The sequence below is a fragment of the Pseudomonas fluorescens genome (genome assembly GCF_030344995.1).
GTDB lineage: Bacteria > Pseudomonadota > Gammaproteobacteria > Pseudomonadales > Pseudomonadaceae > Aquipseudomonas > Aquipseudomonas fluorescens_BF.
The window spans coordinates 838,272-854,265 of sequence record NZ_CP128260.1 but is presented as its reverse complement, the minus strand read 5'-3'; the positions used below and the strand labels follow the sequence as shown (position 1 = coordinate 854,265).

13 protein-coding genes and 1 riboswitch are annotated in these 15,994 nt (G+C 62.0%); of the genes, 2 read left to right on the top strand and 11 right to left on the bottom strand.

Annotated features, from left to right (window positions below; all coding sequences use genetic code 11):
* Positions 1-61 precede the first annotated feature (61 nt).
* The 8 genes from parC to QR290_RS03795 form a co-directional block, all read right to left on the bottom strand.
* Positions 62-2,326, bottom strand: coding sequence for a DNA topoisomerase IV subunit A (parC, locus tag QR290_RS03830; RefSeq protein WP_289204361.1), 2,265 nt, complete (start codon positions 2,324-2,326; stop codon positions 62-64).
* Positions 2,327-2,333: 7 nt separating this feature from the next.
* Positions 2,334-2,858, bottom strand: a complete 525-nt coding sequence (locus QR290_RS03825) for a retropepsin-like aspartic protease family protein (RefSeq protein ID WP_115076334.1) — start codon at positions 2,856-2,858, stop codon at positions 2,334-2,336.
* Complete coding sequence (locus QR290_RS03820) at positions 2,855-3,844, bottom strand: esterase-like activity of phytase family protein (protein WP_289204360.1); 990 nt, start codon at positions 3,842-3,844, stop codon at positions 2,855-2,857. The genes QR290_RS03825 and QR290_RS03820 overlap by 4 nt, the downstream gene beginning before the upstream one ends.
* The gene (parE, locus tag QR290_RS03815; RefSeq protein ID WP_085608483.1) at positions 3,844-5,751 is read right to left on the bottom strand and encodes a DNA topoisomerase IV subunit B; all 1,908 of its coding nucleotides are present in this window, start codon (positions 5,749-5,751) and stop codon (positions 3,844-3,846) included. The genes QR290_RS03820 and parE overlap by 1 nt, the downstream gene beginning before the upstream one ends.
* A 42-nt stretch (positions 5,752-5,793) precedes the next feature.
* Entirely contained in the window at positions 5,794-6,402 is a 609-nt protein-coding gene (locus tag QR290_RS03810; protein WP_289204359.1) for a YqiA/YcfP family alpha/beta fold hydrolase, read from the bottom strand.
* 96 nt (positions 6,403-6,498) lie between these two features.
* Complete coding sequence (cpdA, locus tag QR290_RS03805; RefSeq protein ID WP_289204358.1) at positions 6,499-7,314, bottom strand: 3',5'-cyclic-AMP phosphodiesterase; 816 nt, start codon at positions 7,312-7,314, stop codon at positions 6,499-6,501.
* A gap of 105 nt (positions 7,315-7,419) precedes the next feature.
* Positions 7,420-7,872, bottom strand: a complete 453-nt coding sequence (locus QR290_RS03800; protein WP_115076330.1) for a DUF1249 domain-containing protein — start codon at positions 7,870-7,872, stop codon at positions 7,420-7,422.
* Positions 7,863-8,480: an NUDIX domain-containing protein gene (locus tag QR290_RS03795; protein ID WP_115076329.1), complete on the bottom strand. Its 618-nt coding sequence runs from the start codon at positions 8,478-8,480 to the stop codon at positions 7,863-7,865. The genes QR290_RS03800 and QR290_RS03795 overlap by 10 nt, the downstream gene beginning before the upstream one ends.
* Positions 8,481-8,701: 221 nt before the next feature.
* Here QR290_RS03795 and QR290_RS03790 point away from each other — a divergent pair, with 221 nt between their 5' ends.
* Positions 8,702-9,448 (top strand): RsiV family protein, encoded by a 747-nt coding sequence (locus QR290_RS03790; RefSeq protein WP_085701039.1) that lies wholly within the window; start codon positions 8,702-8,704, stop codon positions 9,446-9,448.
* Here the strand turns inward: QR290_RS03790 and cytX are convergent.
* Positions 9,417-10,709, bottom strand: a complete 1,293-nt coding sequence (gene cytX, locus QR290_RS03785; protein ID WP_221535365.1) for a putative hydroxymethylpyrimidine transporter CytX — start codon at positions 10,707-10,709, stop codon at positions 9,417-9,419. The two genes, QR290_RS03790 and cytX, sit on opposite strands and share 32 nt — an antisense overlap.
* A 195-nt stretch (positions 10,710-10,904) precedes the next feature.
* Complete coding sequence (gene thiC, locus QR290_RS03780) at positions 10,905-12,794, bottom strand: phosphomethylpyrimidine synthase ThiC (protein ID WP_011332157.1); 1,890 nt, start codon at positions 12,792-12,794, stop codon at positions 10,905-10,907.
* A 146-nt stretch (positions 12,795-12,940) separates the two neighbouring features.
* Positions 12,941-13,046: riboswitch (TPP riboswitch) on the bottom strand.
* 196 nt (positions 13,047-13,242) lie between these two features.
* Between thiC and QR290_RS03775 the strand changes: the two genes are divergently transcribed.
* Complete coding sequence (locus QR290_RS03775; protein ID WP_115076327.1) at positions 13,243-14,676, top strand: TolC family outer membrane protein; 1,434 nt, start codon at positions 13,243-13,245, stop codon at positions 14,674-14,676.
* A 31-nt stretch (positions 14,677-14,707) separates the two neighbouring features.
* On the opposite strand, the gene waaA is transcribed toward QR290_RS03775, so the two are convergent.
* On the bottom strand, positions 14,708-15,988 hold the full coding sequence (waaA, locus tag QR290_RS03770) for a lipid IV(A) 3-deoxy-D-manno-octulosonic acid transferase (protein ID WP_289204357.1): 1,281 nt from the start codon (positions 15,986-15,988) through the stop codon (positions 14,708-14,710).
* Positions 15,989-15,994 lie beyond the last annotated feature (6 nt).

Sequence of the window (15,994 nt, the reverse complement as noted above, 5' to 3'; positions counted from 1 at the left end):
AGAGAGGCGTTCTCAGTCATTTTCCCCGAAGGAGAAAAGAGTGCGAACGCTTCCGGGCCGCTTAATTGAGGTTTTCGACGAGCAGCGCATCCACCCGCTGGAAGCCACGTGGCAGTTTGTTACCACGGCGACCACGTTCACCTTTGTAGTGTTCGAGGTCGTCGGCCTTCAACGACAAGGTGCGTTTTCCGGCCTGCAGCACCAAGGTGGCGCCTTCCGGAAGAACGGCGATGTCCGTGACATATTCTTCGCGACTGGCCACACGTTCACCGGAAATACCGATGATCTTGTTGCCTTTGCCCTTACCTAATTGTGGCAGATCGCTGATCTTGAAGATCAGCAGGCGACCCTCGGTCGTTACCGAGGCCAGCCAGTTGTGCTCGCGATCGACGACCGGACGCGGCGCGATCACCTTGGCGTTGTTCGGCAGGCTCAACAGCGCCTTGCCGGCCTTGTTCTTGGCCTGCAGGTCTTCGCCTTTCACCACAAAACCGTAACCGGCGTCAGAGGCGATCACGTACAGCGAATCCTCCTCAGGCATCAGCACGCATTCGAACGTTGCGCCCGGCGGCGGCGTCAGACGGCCGGTCAACGGCTCGCCCTGGCCCCGTGCCGATGGCAGGGTATGGGTGGCCAGCGAGTAACTGCGGCCCGTGGAGTCGATGACCACGGCCGACTGGTTCGAACGCCCCGCCGCCGAGGTCTTGAAGCCGTCCCCGGCCTTGTACGAAAGGCCGGTCGCATCGATTTCATGGCCCTTGGCCGAACGGATCCAGCCTTTTTCCGACAGCACGACAGTAACTTTCTCGTTCGGCAGCAGATCGTGCTCGGTCAGCGCCTTGGCTTCGGCGCGCTCGACAATTGGCGACCGACGGTCGTCGCCGTAGGTTTCGGCGTCTTTCAACAGCTCGCTGCGAACCAGCTTCTTCAGCTTGGCTTCGCTGCTCAGCAGCGCTTGCAGCTTGGCTTGTTCCTTGAGCAGTTCGTCCTGCTCGTCGCGCAGCTTCATCTCTTCCAGTCGCGCCAACTGACGCAGACGGGTGTCGAGGATGTAGTCGGCCTGGATTTCGCTGAGGGCAAAACGCTCGATCAGCTTGGCTTTCGGATGTTCCTCGGTACGGATGATATGAATCACTTCATCCAGATTGAGGTAGGCAATCAGCAAACCGTCCAACAGGTGCAGGCGACGCTCGACCTTGTCGAGACGGAATTGCAGGCGGCGACGCACGGTCAGCACGCGGAATTCCAGCCACTCCACCAGCAGTGCGCGGAGGTTCTTCAGCTGCGGTTTGCCGTCCAGACCGATGATGTTGACGTTGACCCGGTAGGTCGACTCCAGCTCGGTGCTGGCGAACAGGTGCTGCATCAGCGCTTCATGATCGACGCGGCTGTTGACCGGGATGATCACGATGCGGCACGGGTTTTCGTGGTCGGATTCGTCGCGAAGATCGGCGATCTGCGGCGCTTTCGACGGCTTGGCCTGCATCAACGCGGCGATCTGCTCCAGCACTTTGGCCCCGGAGACCTGGTGCGGCAGCGCGGTGACGATGATGTCGCCGTCCTCGACGTGGTACACGGCGCGCATGCGCACCGAACCCTTGCCGGTTTCGTACATTTTCAGCAGGTCGGCGCGCGGGGTGATGATTTCCGCTTCGGTCGGGTAGTCCGGGCCCTGGATGTGTTCACAGAGCTGTTCGACCGTGGCTTTTGGCTCGTCGAGCAGACGCACGCACGCCGTGGCGACTTCACGCAGGTTGTGCGGCGGCACGTCGGTGGCCATGCCCACGGCGATACCGGTGGTGCCGTTGAGCAGGATGTTCGGCAAACGTGCCGGCAACACCAGCGGCTCCTGCAGGGTGCCGTCGAAGTTCGGGCCCCAGTCTGCGGTGCCCTGGCCCAGCTCGCTGAGCAGCACTTCGGAATAACGTGACAGCCGCGCTTCGGTGTAACGCATGGCGGCGAAGGATTTCGGATCGTCCGGCGCACCCCAGTTGCCCTGGCCGTCCACCAGCGTGTAGCGATAGCTGAACGGCTGGGCCATCAGCACCATGGCTTCGTAGCACGCCGAGTCGCCGTGCGGGTGGAACTTGCCGAGCACGTCGCCGACAGTACGCGCCGACTTCTTGTGCTTGGAATCGGCGTCCAGCCCCAGCTCGCTCATGGCGTAGACGATACGCCGCTGTACAGGTTTCAGACCGTCGCCGATATGCGGCAGGGCACGGTCCATGATCACGTACATGGAGTAGTTGAGGTAGGCATTTTCGGTGAAGTCAGCCAGCGACCGGCGTTCTACGCCATCTAAGCTGTCTGCAAGGTTGTCGCTCATGCGGGCCTCATCGGTTCGTTGTCTGGCGCAGCAGCATGGTGCCGCCGCGCTGAGTAAATTCAAGTTTGTTCAGGGCGCTCATGCCGAGCAGCACCTGATCGCCATGCAGGCCGGGCGCCACCAGTGCGCGGACGTCCCGCAGCACGATGTCGCCCAGTTGCAGGCGGTCGATCCGGGTGCGATAGCCCTGGCTCAGGCCATTGGCCGTGCTCAAGGTCACACCGAAACCTTCTTCCAGCCGGAGGTTTTTCGCCACCTCGGCCGGGATTGCCACGTCGGTCGCGCCGGTGTCGAGCATGAACTCCACCGGCCGACCGTTGATCAGGCCGCTGGCGACAAAATGTCCCTGGGCGTTGCCGATCAGTTTCACTTCGATAAAGCCATTACCTTGCTGCGAATCCACTTCCACATTGGGATTACGCTGACGCTCTTCCCACTGGCCGAAAAACCGCGTGGCCAGAAACAGCGCCGCGCACCAGGCCAGAATCATCAGCACCCGACCGGCGCGTTTGCCCGGCGGTTGCTGGCTCATGGCTTGGCGCTCCAGCCACCCTCAGGCGCGGCGAAACGCCAGATGATCGGGCGAACCTCGCCATCGGCGCGCGGGCCGAAATTGTTGTCGACGCCGATCCAGGCACCTTGAGCATCGACCACCAGCGCCTCTTCCAGCCCGAAGTTCTGCGAGTAACGCCGATTGGCCTGCAACAGCTCGGCCGCATACGACCAGCAAAGCTCGACCTTGGCCGTCAGCGCATCGCGACGACAGATCTGGTACGCGTTGCGCTCAAGGGTAAACAGTTTGCCGTTGAACAGAGATATATCGGAAAAATCCCGATTGACCGGACGGGCTTTCGGGAACTGCGGCGGTTGCATTTCCATGCCGCCTTCACTGAGCAATACGCAGCGACCGTCACAATCCCATACCGTCTGCTGGCGCTTGATCATCAGCAAGCCACGGCTTTGCCGCTCGGCAGCCAGCCACATCTGATCGCCCGCCGGGTTGATCGCCAGACCTTCGAATATCGCGTTGAACTGCAGCAACATGCCACTGGCCCGCGCTTCGCGAACCATCATCGGCGAGATTTTCAGCCACGACGACGGCCCCTGCGGCGGCACTTGCAGCACCGCTGCGTGGGCTTCGCTGACAATGTAGCGGTTGCCGGCGCTGTCGCAGGTGATGCCTTCGAAATCCAGATCACCGCCACGAACGAAAGACGCCGCCCAGGTGCGCGAGCTGATGCCCCACGGCAAGCCGCTGTCCGGCACTTTCGGTGGATCGATACGCACAGCCGTGGCCTGCCAGACCCGGTCGCGGATATCGAGACGGTAGATCTGGTCATCGTCGCGGTCCGAAACGGTCCACAGGTCATTGCCGCAAAGGGCCAGCCCCGACAGATTGCCGCCGCGCATGCCTTCGACGGGATGTTCGGCGAGCACGCGCAGTTCTTGCACAGGCTCTGCCGACACCGTCATCGAACCCAGCAGCAACGCACCCGCCAAGGCCCAGCCAAACCGCATCAGGCCAGGACCTCGGCAAGGTTGCCCTTGGATTCGAGCCAGGTCTTGCGGTCGCCTGCGCGTTTTTTCGCCAACAGCATGTCCATCATTTCCGAGGTCTCGGCGAAGTCGTCCCCTAGGGTCAACTGCACCAGGCGCCGGGTGTTCGGGTCCATGGTGGTTTCACGCAGTTGCGGCGGGTTCATTTCACCCAGACCTTTGAATCGGGTGACCTGCGGCTTGCCGCGCTTCTTCTCGGCCACCAGACGGTCAAGAATCCCGTCGCGCTCGGCGTCATCCAGGGCGTAGAAAATCTCTTTGCCCAGGTCGATGCGGTACAGCGGCGGCATCGCCACGTAGACGTGACCGGCATCCACCAGCGGGCGGAAATGCTGGACGAACAGGGCGCACAACAATGTTGCGATGTGCAGACCGTCGGAGTCGGCGTCGGCAAGGATGCAGATCTTGCCGTAGCGCAGCTGGCTCATGTCCTCGGCGCCCGGATCGACACCGATCGCTACCGCAATGTTGTGCACTTCCTGGCTGGCCAGCACTTCGCTGCCGTCGACTTCCCAGGTGTTGAGGATCTTGCCGCGCAACGGCAGGATCGCCTGGAATTCCTTGTCCCGCGCCTGTTTGGCCGAACCGCCGGCGGAATCACCTTCCACCAGGAACAGCTCGGAACGCATCGGGTCCTGCCCGGCGCAATCGGCCAGTTTGCCCGGCAATGCCGGCCCCTGGGTGATGCGTTTGCGCTCGACCTTTTTGCTCGCTTTCAGGCGACGGCCGGCGTTGCTGATTGCCAGTTCGGCCAGCGCCAGACCGGTTTCCGGGTTGGCGTTGAGCCACAGGCTGAAAGCGTCTTTAACCACACCGGAGACAAACGCCGCCGCTTCACGGGACGACAGACGCTCTTTGGTCTGGCCGGAGAATTGCGGTTCCTGCATCTTCATCGACAGGACGAAAGCGATGCGCTCCCAGACGTCTTCCGGCGCCAGCTTCACGCCGCGCGGCAGCAGGCTGCGGAACTCGCAGAACTCGCGCATCGCGTCGAGCAGGCCCTGACGCAGACCGTTGACGTGGGTGCCGCCCTGCTCCGTCGGGATCAGGTTGACGTAGCTTTCAGTGACCGATGTGCCGCCTTCCGGCAGCCACAACAGCGCCCACTCGACCGCCTCCTTGGTGCCGGCCAGGTTGCCGCAGAACGGCGCGTCCGGCAGGCGCTCGAATTCGCTGACCGCATCCACCAGATAGGAGCGCAGGCCGTCTTCGTAGTGCCACTCGACCTTTTCGCCGGTGCCTTTGTCTTCGAAGCTGATCAGCAGCCCCGGGCACAGAACGGCCTTGGCCTTGAGCACGTGCTTGAGGCGGCTGATGGAGAATTTTGGTGAGTCGAAGTATTTCGGATCCGGCGCGAAGTAAACGCTGGTTCCGGTATTGCGCTTGCCGACGGTGCCGATCACTTGCAGATCGGTGGCCTTGAAGCCGTCGGCGAAGGTCATTTCGTATTCGTTGCCGTCACGCTTGACCCGCACCCGTACCTGGGTCGACAGGGCGTTGACCACCGAAATACCCACCCCGTGCAAACCGCCGGAGAACTGGTAGTTCTTGTTGGAAAACTTGCCGCCCGCATGGAGCTTGGTGAGGATCAGTTCAACACCCGACACACCCTCTTCCGGGTGGATGTCGACCGGCATGCCACGGCCGTCGTCGCAGACTTCCAGCGAATGGTCGGCGTGGAGGATGACCTGGATCGATTTGGCGTGGCCGGCCAGGGCTTCGTCGACGCTGTTGTCGATGACTTCCTGGGCAAGGTGGTTCGGCCGACTGGTGTCGGTGTACATGCCGGGGCGTTTGCGCACCGGGTCGAGGCCCGAGAGGACTTCGATGGCGTCGGCGTTATAGGAGCTAGCGCTGGGAGTGGCCATAGGGTCTCGTCGTCAGTGATTCAATGAAAATGGGGCAAGACTTCACAGTGCAGTGAAATCGATTGCCTGATAGATATCGGCGCCAATCCCGGCAAAGCTGAGCAATGCCGGCAATTGTTTAACAAATCCCTGGAAACTGTGGTCGCCACCGGCCTGAATGCGCAAGGCACAGGCCCGGTAATACTGCTGGGCAAGGCGATAATCCAGCGTTTCGTCCCCGGTCTGCAACCATACCTGATAGCGCTGCGGATCCTGCGGTGCCGGCACTTCCAGCTCGGCCAGGGCCGTCACGTGGTCGTGGGTCAGCTCCCAGGTTTCGTCGGTGTACAGGTTTTTCTGGGTGCCCAGGTATCCGTCGAACATCCGGTGCGGACTGACGGCCGGGTTGACCAGCAGGGCTTTCAGGCCATGGCGCTCGGCCAGGTGAGTCGCATAGTAGCCGCCGAGCGAACTTCCCACCAGCAATGGCCGGCCGAGTTCGGCGATTGCCTGTTCCAGCTGACCGATGGCTTCGCGCGGGTGGTGATGCAGCGCCGGCACACGCAGTTGATCGCTCAAACCCAGCCGTTCCATCACCTCGACCAGCTGACAGGCCTTCTTCGAGGCCGGCGCGCTGTTGAAACCATGGATATAGAGAATCGAACCGGACATTTGAGCTCCCTGGGCGTCGGCTGAAGATAGCGGAGTTTACAGGGAGTCGAGGGGTGTTGGGCCAGCACCTGAGGAAATCAGCGCTGCGCCCTTTGATCAGTATCCGTCGGAGCCGTAATCAACAGTGAACCGGAAATCGGTGACACGCTCCACGCCCGTCTCGATTCGCCCGTCCGGCAACAACCGCAACCAGCGATACCCCGGCGCCTGTTCGCCAACCTTGAAGTCTTCGCTGCCTGGCTCGAACTGGATGCAGGTCGACGGCGATGCGATCAGCCGTACGCCGTTGCGTTCGCGGTCGATCTCCTGATGGACATGCCCCCACAGCACGGCGCGGGCCTGTGGGAAACGGTCAAGCACTTCGAAAAACGCTTCCGGATTGCGCAAGCCGATCGGCTCCATCCATGCGCAACCGATCGACACCGGATGGTGGTGGAAGCACACCAGATGATGGCGATCCGGCGCTTCGCTCAGGGAACGGGCGAGCAATTGCAACTGGTCATCCTGCAAATACCCCGGCACCGATCCGGGCACTGCCGAATCGAGCAGGGTCACGCGCCAGTTGCCGACATCGACAACTGACTCCAGCAACGCACTCTTCACCGTCGCCTGAGCCATGATTTGCGGTTCGTCGTGGTTGCCGGGAATCCAGCGGGCCGGCGCATCGATCTGTGCCGTCATCTGCCGGAATTGCTGGTAGGACTCCAGCGTGCCGTCCTGGGACAGGTCGCCGCTGGCCACGATCAGGTCGATCCGCGGTTGCTGTTCGAGTACCAGCTCGATGACTTTTTGCAGGCTCTCGCGGGTGTTCATGCCCAGCAGCGTTCCGTCCGCCTCGGCGAACAGATGACTGTCAGAGAGTTGCACCAGCAACGCCGTGTCGGCGGTGGTCAAAGTCGATACGCTCGGCAAGGCGTTCTCCCCCGGGATCGCGGGACTGGAAAGGTGCGGCAATTATGCGGGGGGACAGCGCAAAGAGAAACCGGCGAACCGGACGCAGTTCACAACTTGCGGTGGTTATCGGACCGCCGCGTATTCGTGTCCGCACGCCAGGCAGTGACTCAGCCATTCGCCCAGGAACAGATTGAGCTGGGCCTTCTCGTCCGGCTGATGCATGGCCGCATTCGGGTAAGGATAGACGCCGCGAAAACGTCGCGCATGTTCGGCGCTGATCACCTCGGCCATGCGCGCATCGTGATAGACCTGCACTTCCAGTTGCGGCACCGGCAGCCACGGCAGGCTGTGTTCCTGGCGCACCTGCAAGGTCGTGGTGTACGGACAGGCCTGCAACACTTCCAGCGTCAGCACGCCGAGCATCTGGTCGCCCTGGGTCACGGCAATGCGCCGGGCCTCGGGGTCGTTGCGCATGTCCGGCAACAGTCGCATCAGGCGCGCGTAGTTCGCCTCGCAGGCGGCTTGCAGCCCCACGAGATCGACGCGGTAGCGATCGCGCAACTTGTTTACGACCATAGCCCCCTCACTTCGGCGCGATTGAGCGCCAGCCACTGCAAGGCGATGATGCTCGCCGCATTGGCAATCCGACCGTCACGTACGGCCTGCAGGGCATCTTCAAAGGCCCAGACCGTGACGCGAATATCTTCAGCTTCTTCCTCCAGCCCATGCAGGCCGCCCACGCCTTCGGTGCTGCAACGCCCCAGATACAGATGTACGAATTCGTTGCTGCCGCCCGGCGACGGAAAGTATTTGGTCATCGGCCACAGGGCCTTGATGTCCAGCCCAGCTTCCTCCTGTGCCTCGCGGTGAGCAACTTCTTCCGGCTGTTCGTCCTTGTCGATCAGACCGGCGACCAGTTCCACCAGCCACGGGTTGTCCGCCTTGCCCAGAGCGCCGACGCGAAACTGCTCGATCAGCACCACTTCATCGCGCTGCGGATCGTAGGGCAGCATGCACACGGCATCGTGGCGCACGAACACCTCACGATTGATTTCGCGGCTCATGCCTCCGGCGAACAGTTCGTGGCGCAAGTGCACACGGTCGAGCTTGTAGAAGCCCTTGTAGCACTGCTCGCGTCGCACGATATCGACGGCGGTGGGAATGGCTTTGGCGAAATCGGTCATGAGTATCCTCTTTACTGCAAATCCAATACGAGGCGCCTTACCTGCCACCTCGACTTCGCGCCATCCTAACGCGCCCGCGATGTTTGATGCAGCCCCTTTACCGTCAGCGGGATGGACGGTGGAGGCGAAACCCACTCTAATTAGCTTAGTGGCGAACTGACTGCTTCGTAGAGAGTCGAAGCGGTAACTTTTTGCCTTCCCCTGTTTCAGAAAGGACGCCCATGTCGCTTTTCAAAATCGCCTCCGTGGCGGCCATCGCCCTGACCCTGGGCGCCTGCGCCAGCCTGTTCCAGCCCAACTACCGCACGCCGCTGGAAACCACCCGCGACGCCTCGGAAACGCTGAAGCCCGGTTGTTCCAACCCGGACTGCCCGCTGGTGAACATCGATACGTTGCGCTTCCCGGCAGAACCGGCGCTGGACGGCATCATCGAAAAACGCCTGCTGCAAATGACCCGCACCGCACCGAACGCCCCTGTGGCGCCGACGCTGGCTGCGTATCGCGAGCAGTTCCTGGCCAACGCCGGCCCGCGCAACAGCAGCTATTTGCAGGCGAAAGTACGCGAGCAGCATGACGGTCTGGTGATCATCGAAACGTCGAGCTACCTGGACACCGGCGGCGCCCACGGTACGCCGGGACGCGGTTTCATCAACTATTCGCGTCAGCAGCACAAGGTGCTGACCCTGGCGGATATGTTGCTGCCAGGTCAGGAAGAGGCGTTCTGGAAAGCCGCACAAGTGGCCCACAACAGCTGGCTGATCAGCACCAAGCTCGATCAGGAACCGGAGTTCGTGAAGAGCTGGCCGTTCGTCAAAACCCCGAACGTGGCGCTGACCTACGGCGGCGTGATCCTCAAGTACGACGTGACCACCATCGCGCCTTACGCGCTGGGCCACGTCGAACTGAAGATCCCTTACCCGCGCCTGAACGGCATTCTCAAGCCCGAGCTGTTTCCCGGCCGTAACTGAAAGCCCGGCCGAGCACGAGCTGCAGCAGCCCTGCCAGCACCAGCGCCGGCAGGGTCGCGCCGACATCCGGATACAGATTGGCCAGCAAGTGATAGGTGCTGATGCCACCCAGCCAGGCCAATAGTGCCGGCCAGCGCAATGCGGCCGACGCCACCTGGGCACTGCGCTTGCGCAGGATGAAGTGATCCACCAGCACCACGCCGAACAGCGGCGCGAACACCGAACCGATCAGCAGCAGGAAGTTCTGGTACTGCGCCAATGGCGCGAGCAAGGCGATCAGGGTGCAGATCACACCGATGGCCAAGGCCAGATGTTCGACTTTCAGACGCAACAGAATCCCGCTGGACACCGCCGCAGAATGAATGTCGGCAAAGGCGTTTTCCGACTCGTCCAGCAGAATCAGCAACAGCGGAATCCCGAGGCCTGCACCGGCCAATGCCAGCAGCAACGCGTTGACTTCACCACTCGGCGCGAACGCCAGGGTGTAAGCCACGCCGAGGCTCATCAACCAGAAGTTGCCGATGAAGAAACCGATCGCCGTGCCGCCGAATACGTTCTTCGCCCGCTGGCCGAAGCGCGAGTAGTCGGCGATCAGTGGCAGCCACGACAGCGGCATCGCGATGGCGATGTCGAAGCCCACGGCGAGCGGCATCGAGCCATCCCCGGCCTGCGCCCACAAGGCGGCGAGATCTGCCTTGGCGAACAGGTTCCAGGTCAGCCAGATGCACGCGGCCAGAATCAGCCAGATGCCCCACTTGCGCAGGATCTTGCGCACGAACGTCAACGGCCCGCTGACCGCGAGCAACGTCGCCAGTGCACCGAAGCACAACGTCCACAGCATCGGACTGGCCCACAGCGAACCTTCGCTGAACGCACGGGTGCCGAGCAGGCTGGCAGCATCGCGCATGACGATGATTTCGAACGAGCCCCAACCGATCAGTTGCAGCAGGTTGAGCAGCGCCGGCAGGCTCGCGCCTTTACTGCCGAGGCTGAGTTTCAGCGCGGCCATCGACGACAGACCGGTGTCGCTGCCGATCACGCCAACGGCGGCCAGCAACAGGACGCCGACCAGGGTGCCGAGGAAAATCGCCAACAGCGATCCCGACAGGCCCAACCCTGGCGCCAGCAGCGCACCGGTCTGCAAAACCATCAGGCCGATGCCGAGGGAAAACCACAGGGAAAACAGATCACGACCGCCGAATACACGCTGGTTGGCGGGCACGGCGAGGTCGGGGGAATAGGTACCGGGTTGAATACTCAAAGGTGTTATCTCAGAGGGACATTTGTTGTTTTTTTGATCGCCATCGTCGGAACGCCGCCCGGGGCAAGCCCGCTCCGACAGAATCCTCGCTGAACACAAATCCTGTGAGCAACGCAAAACACTGTGGGAGCGGGCTTGCCCCGGGCGGCGTTCCGACGATGACGGCGGCGCGAGCGCCGCCGGACTCAGGTCAGATCAAACCTTCTTGTACAGCTGACTGCCTTCCTTCTTGAACCGCTCGGCCTGTTCCGCCAGGCCCTGGGCAACATCCACGTCGACCGCGTCGATCCGCTGGTTGGCCGCGTATTCGCGGACTTCCTGAGTGATCTTCATCGAGCAGAATTTCGGCCCGCACATCGAACAGAAATGCGCGACCTTCGCCGAATCCTTCGGCAGGGTTTCATCGTGATACGAACGGGCGGTGTCCGGGTCCAGACCGAGGTTGAACTGGTCTTCCCAACGGAATTCGAAACGCGCCTTGCTCAAGGCGTTGTCGCGGATCTGCGCGCCCGGATGCCCCTTGGCCAGGTCCGCTGCGTGAGCGGCAATCTTGTAGGTGATGATCCCGGTCTTCACGTCATCCTTGTTCGGCAGGCCCAGGTGTTCCTTCGGCGTCACGTAGCAAAGCATCGCGCAACCGAACCAGCCGATCATCGCCGCACCGATGCCGGAGGTGATGTGGTCGTAGCCCGGCGCAATGTCGGTGGTCAGCGGGCCGAGGGTGTAGAACGGCGCCTCGTCGCAGCACTCCAGCTGCTTGTCCATGTTCTCTTTGATCAGCTGCATCGGCACATGGCCCGGGCCTTCGATCATGCATTGCACGTCGTGCTTCCAGGCGATCTTGGTCAGTTCGCCGAGAGTTTCCAGCTCACCGAATTGCGCCTCATCGTTGGCGTCGGCAATCGAGCCCGGACGCAGGCCGTCGCCCAGCGAGAAGCTGACGTCGTAGGCCTTCATGATTTCGCAGATTTCGTCGAAGTGGGTGTAGAGGAAGTTCTCTTTGTGGTGCGCCAGGCACCACTTGGCCATGATCGAACCGCCACGGGAGACGATGCCGGTCACGCGCTTGGCGGTCAGCGGCACGTAGCGCAACAGCACACCGGCGTGGATGGTGAAGTAATCGACGCCCTGCTCCGCCTGCTCGATCAGCGTGTCGCGGAACAGCTCCCAGGTCAGGTCTTCGGCCACGCCGTTCACTTTTTCCAGCGCCTGATAGATCGGCACGGTGCCGATCGGAACCGGCGAGTTACGGATGATCCACTCGCGGGTTTCGTGGATGTGCTTGCCGGTGGACAAGTCCATCACGGTGTCCGAGCCCCAGCGAATGCCCCAGGTCAGTTTCGCCACTTCTTCTTCGATGGACGAACCCAGCGCACTGTTGCCGATGTTGCCGTTGATCTTCACCAGGAAGTTGCGGCCGATGATCATCGGTTCCAGTTCGACGTGGTTGATGTTGGCCGGAATGATCGCGCGGCCACGGGCGATTTCTTCGCGCACGAACTCAGGGGTGATTTCTTTCGGGATGCTCGCGCCAAAACTGTGGCCGGCGTGCTGCTGCTTCAACAGGCCGGCAGCGCGGGCCTCTTGCAGCTTCATGTTTTCGCGGATGGCGACGTATTCCATCTCGGCGGTGATGATGCCTTTGCGCGCGTAGTGCATCTGGCTGACGTTGGCCCCGGCCTTGGCGCGGCGCGGGTTGTTGACGTGGGCGAAACGCAGCTTGGTCAGTTCCGGATCGGCCAGGCGCTCCTGGCCGAAATTCGAGCTCAGGCCTGGCAGGCGCTCGGTGTCGCCACGGTCGTCGATCCACGCCGAACGTACATCGCCCAGACCTTTGCGCACATCGATCACGACGTTCGGATCGGTATACGGGCCGGAGGTGTCGTAGACGGTGACCGGCGCGTTGATTTCGCCGCCGAAGTCGGTCGGGGTCACATCGAGGGTGATTTCGCGCATCGGCACGCGGATGTCCGGGCGGGAGCCCTGAACGTAGACTTTTTGCGAACGGGTGAACGGTTGAACCGACTGTTCATCGACCTTGGCCGAGTCACTCAGGTTGATCGCGTTTTTAGATTTTGTAGTCATCACGGGCTCTCCAGACAGCATCCAGGCAGTGGATTGTCGGAGCAGAACCTGAAAGGCACGGACGCACCAGGACTGGTGCTGTGCATCGTCGTCGAGCGTTCGATTGTCGAACAATTTCCCGGACGAAACACAAGAGGACTCGCCGGGTGACGAGAAATCTTGTTCCCTACGCAGGCGCTAACCTGATCAGGTTCAACGGGATCCGAAATTATTCGATCTCAGCCTCATAGCAAGGCACCCCGACAAGAACCCGGCCAGTCTAGACACAACCGGCAAAGAACGCCAACACCGCTGCAAACACCATGATGAATGGCGCAATTGGCAGATTGTTGCCTGCCGCCTGCGCAACTACACTCGCTACGCCATGCTGCGCCTTGACGCTGCATGGGCCGCGCCTTACCTTTGGCGCCCGGATTATTTCCATAATATTCATGCTAGGGATCGCCTCATGCTGCGCAAACTCTCACTGGCTGTTGCCGTGTCTTGTGCGTCCACCGCTACGGTCTGGGCAGCAGAAGCGCCTTTATCGACCAGGACGGATCTGGTCAGCGTCTATCAGGAAGCGGTCGACAACAACGCCGACCTGGCGGCCGCCCGTGCCCAGTACGGTGCGCAGAAAGAAGTCGTGCCCCAGGCCCGCGCCGGGCTGCTGCCGAACCTGTCCGGCGGCGCCGAAACCGCCAACGTACGCACCTCGATCGACCAGCCCTCGGCCATCGCCAACCGCAGCGCGCATTCCTATCAGGCGACCCTGGCGCAGCCGCTGTTCCGCGCCGATCGCTGGTTCCAGTACCAGGCCGCCAAGGACGTCAACGAACAGGCCGCGCTGCAACTGTCGGCCACTGAGCAAAACCTGATCCTGCAGACCGCCGAAAGCTACTTCAACGTGCTGCGCAGCCAGGACAACCTGGCCTCGACCAAGGCCGAGGAAGCCGCGTTCAAGCGCCAGCTCGACCAGTCCAACGAGCGCTTCGATGTGGGTCTGTCGGACAAGACCGACGTGCTGCAATCGCAAGCCAGTTACGACACCGCGCGGGCCAACCGGATCGTCGCCCAGCGTCAGGTCGATGATGCGTTCGAAGCGCTGATCACCCTGACCAACCGCCAGTACAACTCGATCCAGGGCATCGTCCACACGTTACCGATCCTGCCGCCGGCGCCGAACGACGCCAAGGCATGGGTCGATACCGCGGCGAAACAGAACCTCAATCTGTTGGCCAGCAACTATGCGGTGAGCTCGGCCGAACAGACCCTGAAGCAACGCAAGGCCGGCCACTTGCCGACCCTCGACGCCGTGGCCAAATACGAAAAAGGCGACAACGACGCCCTCGGGTTCGCCAACCCGAATGCCTTCGGTACGCCGTACAGTGGCAACGTCGAGCAGAGCACCGTGGGCCTGCAACTGAACATCCCGATCTACAGCGGCGGGTTGACCAGCTCCCAGGTGCGCGAGTCCTACTCGCGCCTGGATCAGACCGAGCAGCAGCGTGAAGGCCTGCGTCGGCAAGTGGTCGAAAACACCCGCAACCTGCACCGCGCGGTGAACACCGACGTCGAGCAGGTGCAGGCGCGCCGCCAGTCGATCATCTCCAACCAGAGCGCGGTGGAAGCCACGGAAATCGGTTACCAGGTGGGGACGCGCAACATCGTCGACGTGCTCGACGCCCAGCGTCAGCTGTATACCTCGGTGCGCAACTACAACAACACCCGCTACGACTACATCCTCGACAACCTGCGCCTGAAGCAGGCGGCGGGGACGTTGAACCCGGGTGATTTGCAAGATCTGACGCGTTATCTGAAAGCCGACTACAACCCGGACAAGGATTTCCTGCCGCCGGATCTGGCCAAGGCTGCCGAGGCCCAGCTCAAGGCCCGGCCTTAAACAAAAAACGCAGCCCTGAGGCTGCGTTTTTTTATGGGCGGTCGATCAACCTTCCCAGTCCATCGAGCAAGCGCTGCAACGCGCCCTGATTGCGGCGCATCACGCTCAGCCCGGCCTCCGCCATCCGCTGTGCGTCGCGCGGCAGTTCGAACAGACGCTGCACTTCTGTCGCCAGACCTTCGGCGTCATCCACTTCCGCCAAGGCTCCGGCGCTGCGCAGTTGCGCGGCGATGTCGAGGAAGTTGAACAGGTGCGGACCGCTGATTACCGGTTTCGCCAGCGCTGCTGGTTCCAGCAGGTTGTGGCCGCCGTTGGGCACAAGGCTGCCGCCGACGAACGCGCTGTCGGCCAGGGCATAGAGAAACAGCAGCTCGCCCATGGTGTCGCCGAGCAGAACCGAAGTCTGCGCATCGACACTCGCGCCGGTCGAGCGGCGCACCGTGGCAAAGCCTTCACGCTGGCACAACTCGAACACCGAATTGAAACGCTCCGGATGGCGCGGCACCAGAATCAGCAGCGCATCGGGATGGTTGGCCAGCAGGCGACGGTGAGCATTCAGCACCACTTCGTCTTCACCTTCATGGGTGCTGGCGGCGATCCACACCGGGCGCTCGAGCGCCTGCCATTGGCCGCGCAATTCAGCGGCGCGTTGCAGCAGTTGCGGGTCGATGGTCAGGTCGAACTTGATCGAACCGGTGACTTCGACCGTCTCCGGCCGGGCGCCCAAATCACGGAAGCGCTGGGCTTCGGCTTCGGTCTGCACGGCGAACAGGCTCATTTCGGCGAGCATCGGCGCGGTCAATTTGCTGAATCGGCCATAGCCTTTGGCCGAACGTTCGGACAGGCGCCCGTTGGCCAACGCCACCGGAATCCCGCGTTTGGCGCATTGGTGAATGTGGTTGGGCCACAGTTCGGTTTCCATGATCACGGCCAGTTTCGGCTGCACGCGATCCAGAAAACGCGCCGCCGCGCAGGGCAAGTCATACGGCAAATAGCAGTGCTGAATGCGTGGCTCGTTGGCGAACATCGCGTGAATGCGCTCCGAACCGGTCGGCGTCATGCAGGTCACGGTGATTGGCAGCTGTGGATAACGTTGCAGCAGCGCACGGATCATCGGCGCGGCGGCGATGCTTTCGCCCACCGACACGGCGTGAACCCAGATGCCGCCCGGTTGCAGGGTCGGCATGCCGTAGGAGAAACGTTCGCCAATCCGCTTGGCATACGCCGGCGCCTTGCGCGAACGCAGCCATAGCCGAATCGCCACCAATGGCAGCCCCAGGTAAAACAGCGCGGTGTAGAGAGTTCTATTCATGGCGGC

Coding starts and splice junctions, on each gene's coding strand:
- QR290_RS03795 (WP_115076329.1), bottom strand. CDS start 8,480: ATGACCGATTTCGCCAAAGCCATTCCCACCGCCGTCGATATCGTGCGA.
- QR290_RS03810 (WP_289204359.1), bottom strand. CDS start 6,402: ATGTCCGGTTCGATTCTCTATATCCATGGTTTCAACAGCGCGCCGGCC.
- QR290_RS03800 (WP_115076330.1), bottom strand. CDS start 7,872: ATGGTCGTAAACAAGTTGCGCGATCGCTACCGCGTCGATCTCGTGGGG.
- waaA (WP_289204357.1), bottom strand. CDS start 15,988: ATGAATAGAACTCTCTACACCGCGCTGTTTTACCTGGGGCTGCCATTG.
- thiC (WP_011332157.1), bottom strand. CDS start 12,794: ATGACTACAAAATCTAAAAACGCGATCAACCTGAGTGACTCGGCCAAG.
- QR290_RS03820 (WP_289204360.1), bottom strand. CDS start 3,844: ATGCGGTTTGGCTGGGCCTTGGCGGGTGCGTTGCTGCTGGGTTCGATG.
- parC (WP_289204361.1), bottom strand. CDS start 2,326: ATGAGCGACAACCTTGCAGACAGCTTAGATGGCGTAGAACGCCGGTCG.
- QR290_RS03790 (WP_085701039.1), top strand. CDS start 8,702: ATGTCGCTTTTCAAAATCGCCTCCGTGGCGGCCATCGCCCTGACCCTG.
- QR290_RS03775 (WP_115076327.1), top strand. CDS start 13,243: ATGCTGCGCAAACTCTCACTGGCTGTTGCCGTGTCTTGTGCGTCCACC.
- parE (WP_085608483.1), bottom strand. CDS start 5,751: ATGGCCACTCCCAGCGCTAGCTCCTATAACGCCGACGCCATCGAAGTC.
- QR290_RS03825 (WP_115076334.1), bottom strand. CDS start 2,858: ATGAGCCAGCAACCGCCGGGCAAACGCGCCGGTCGGGTGCTGATGATT.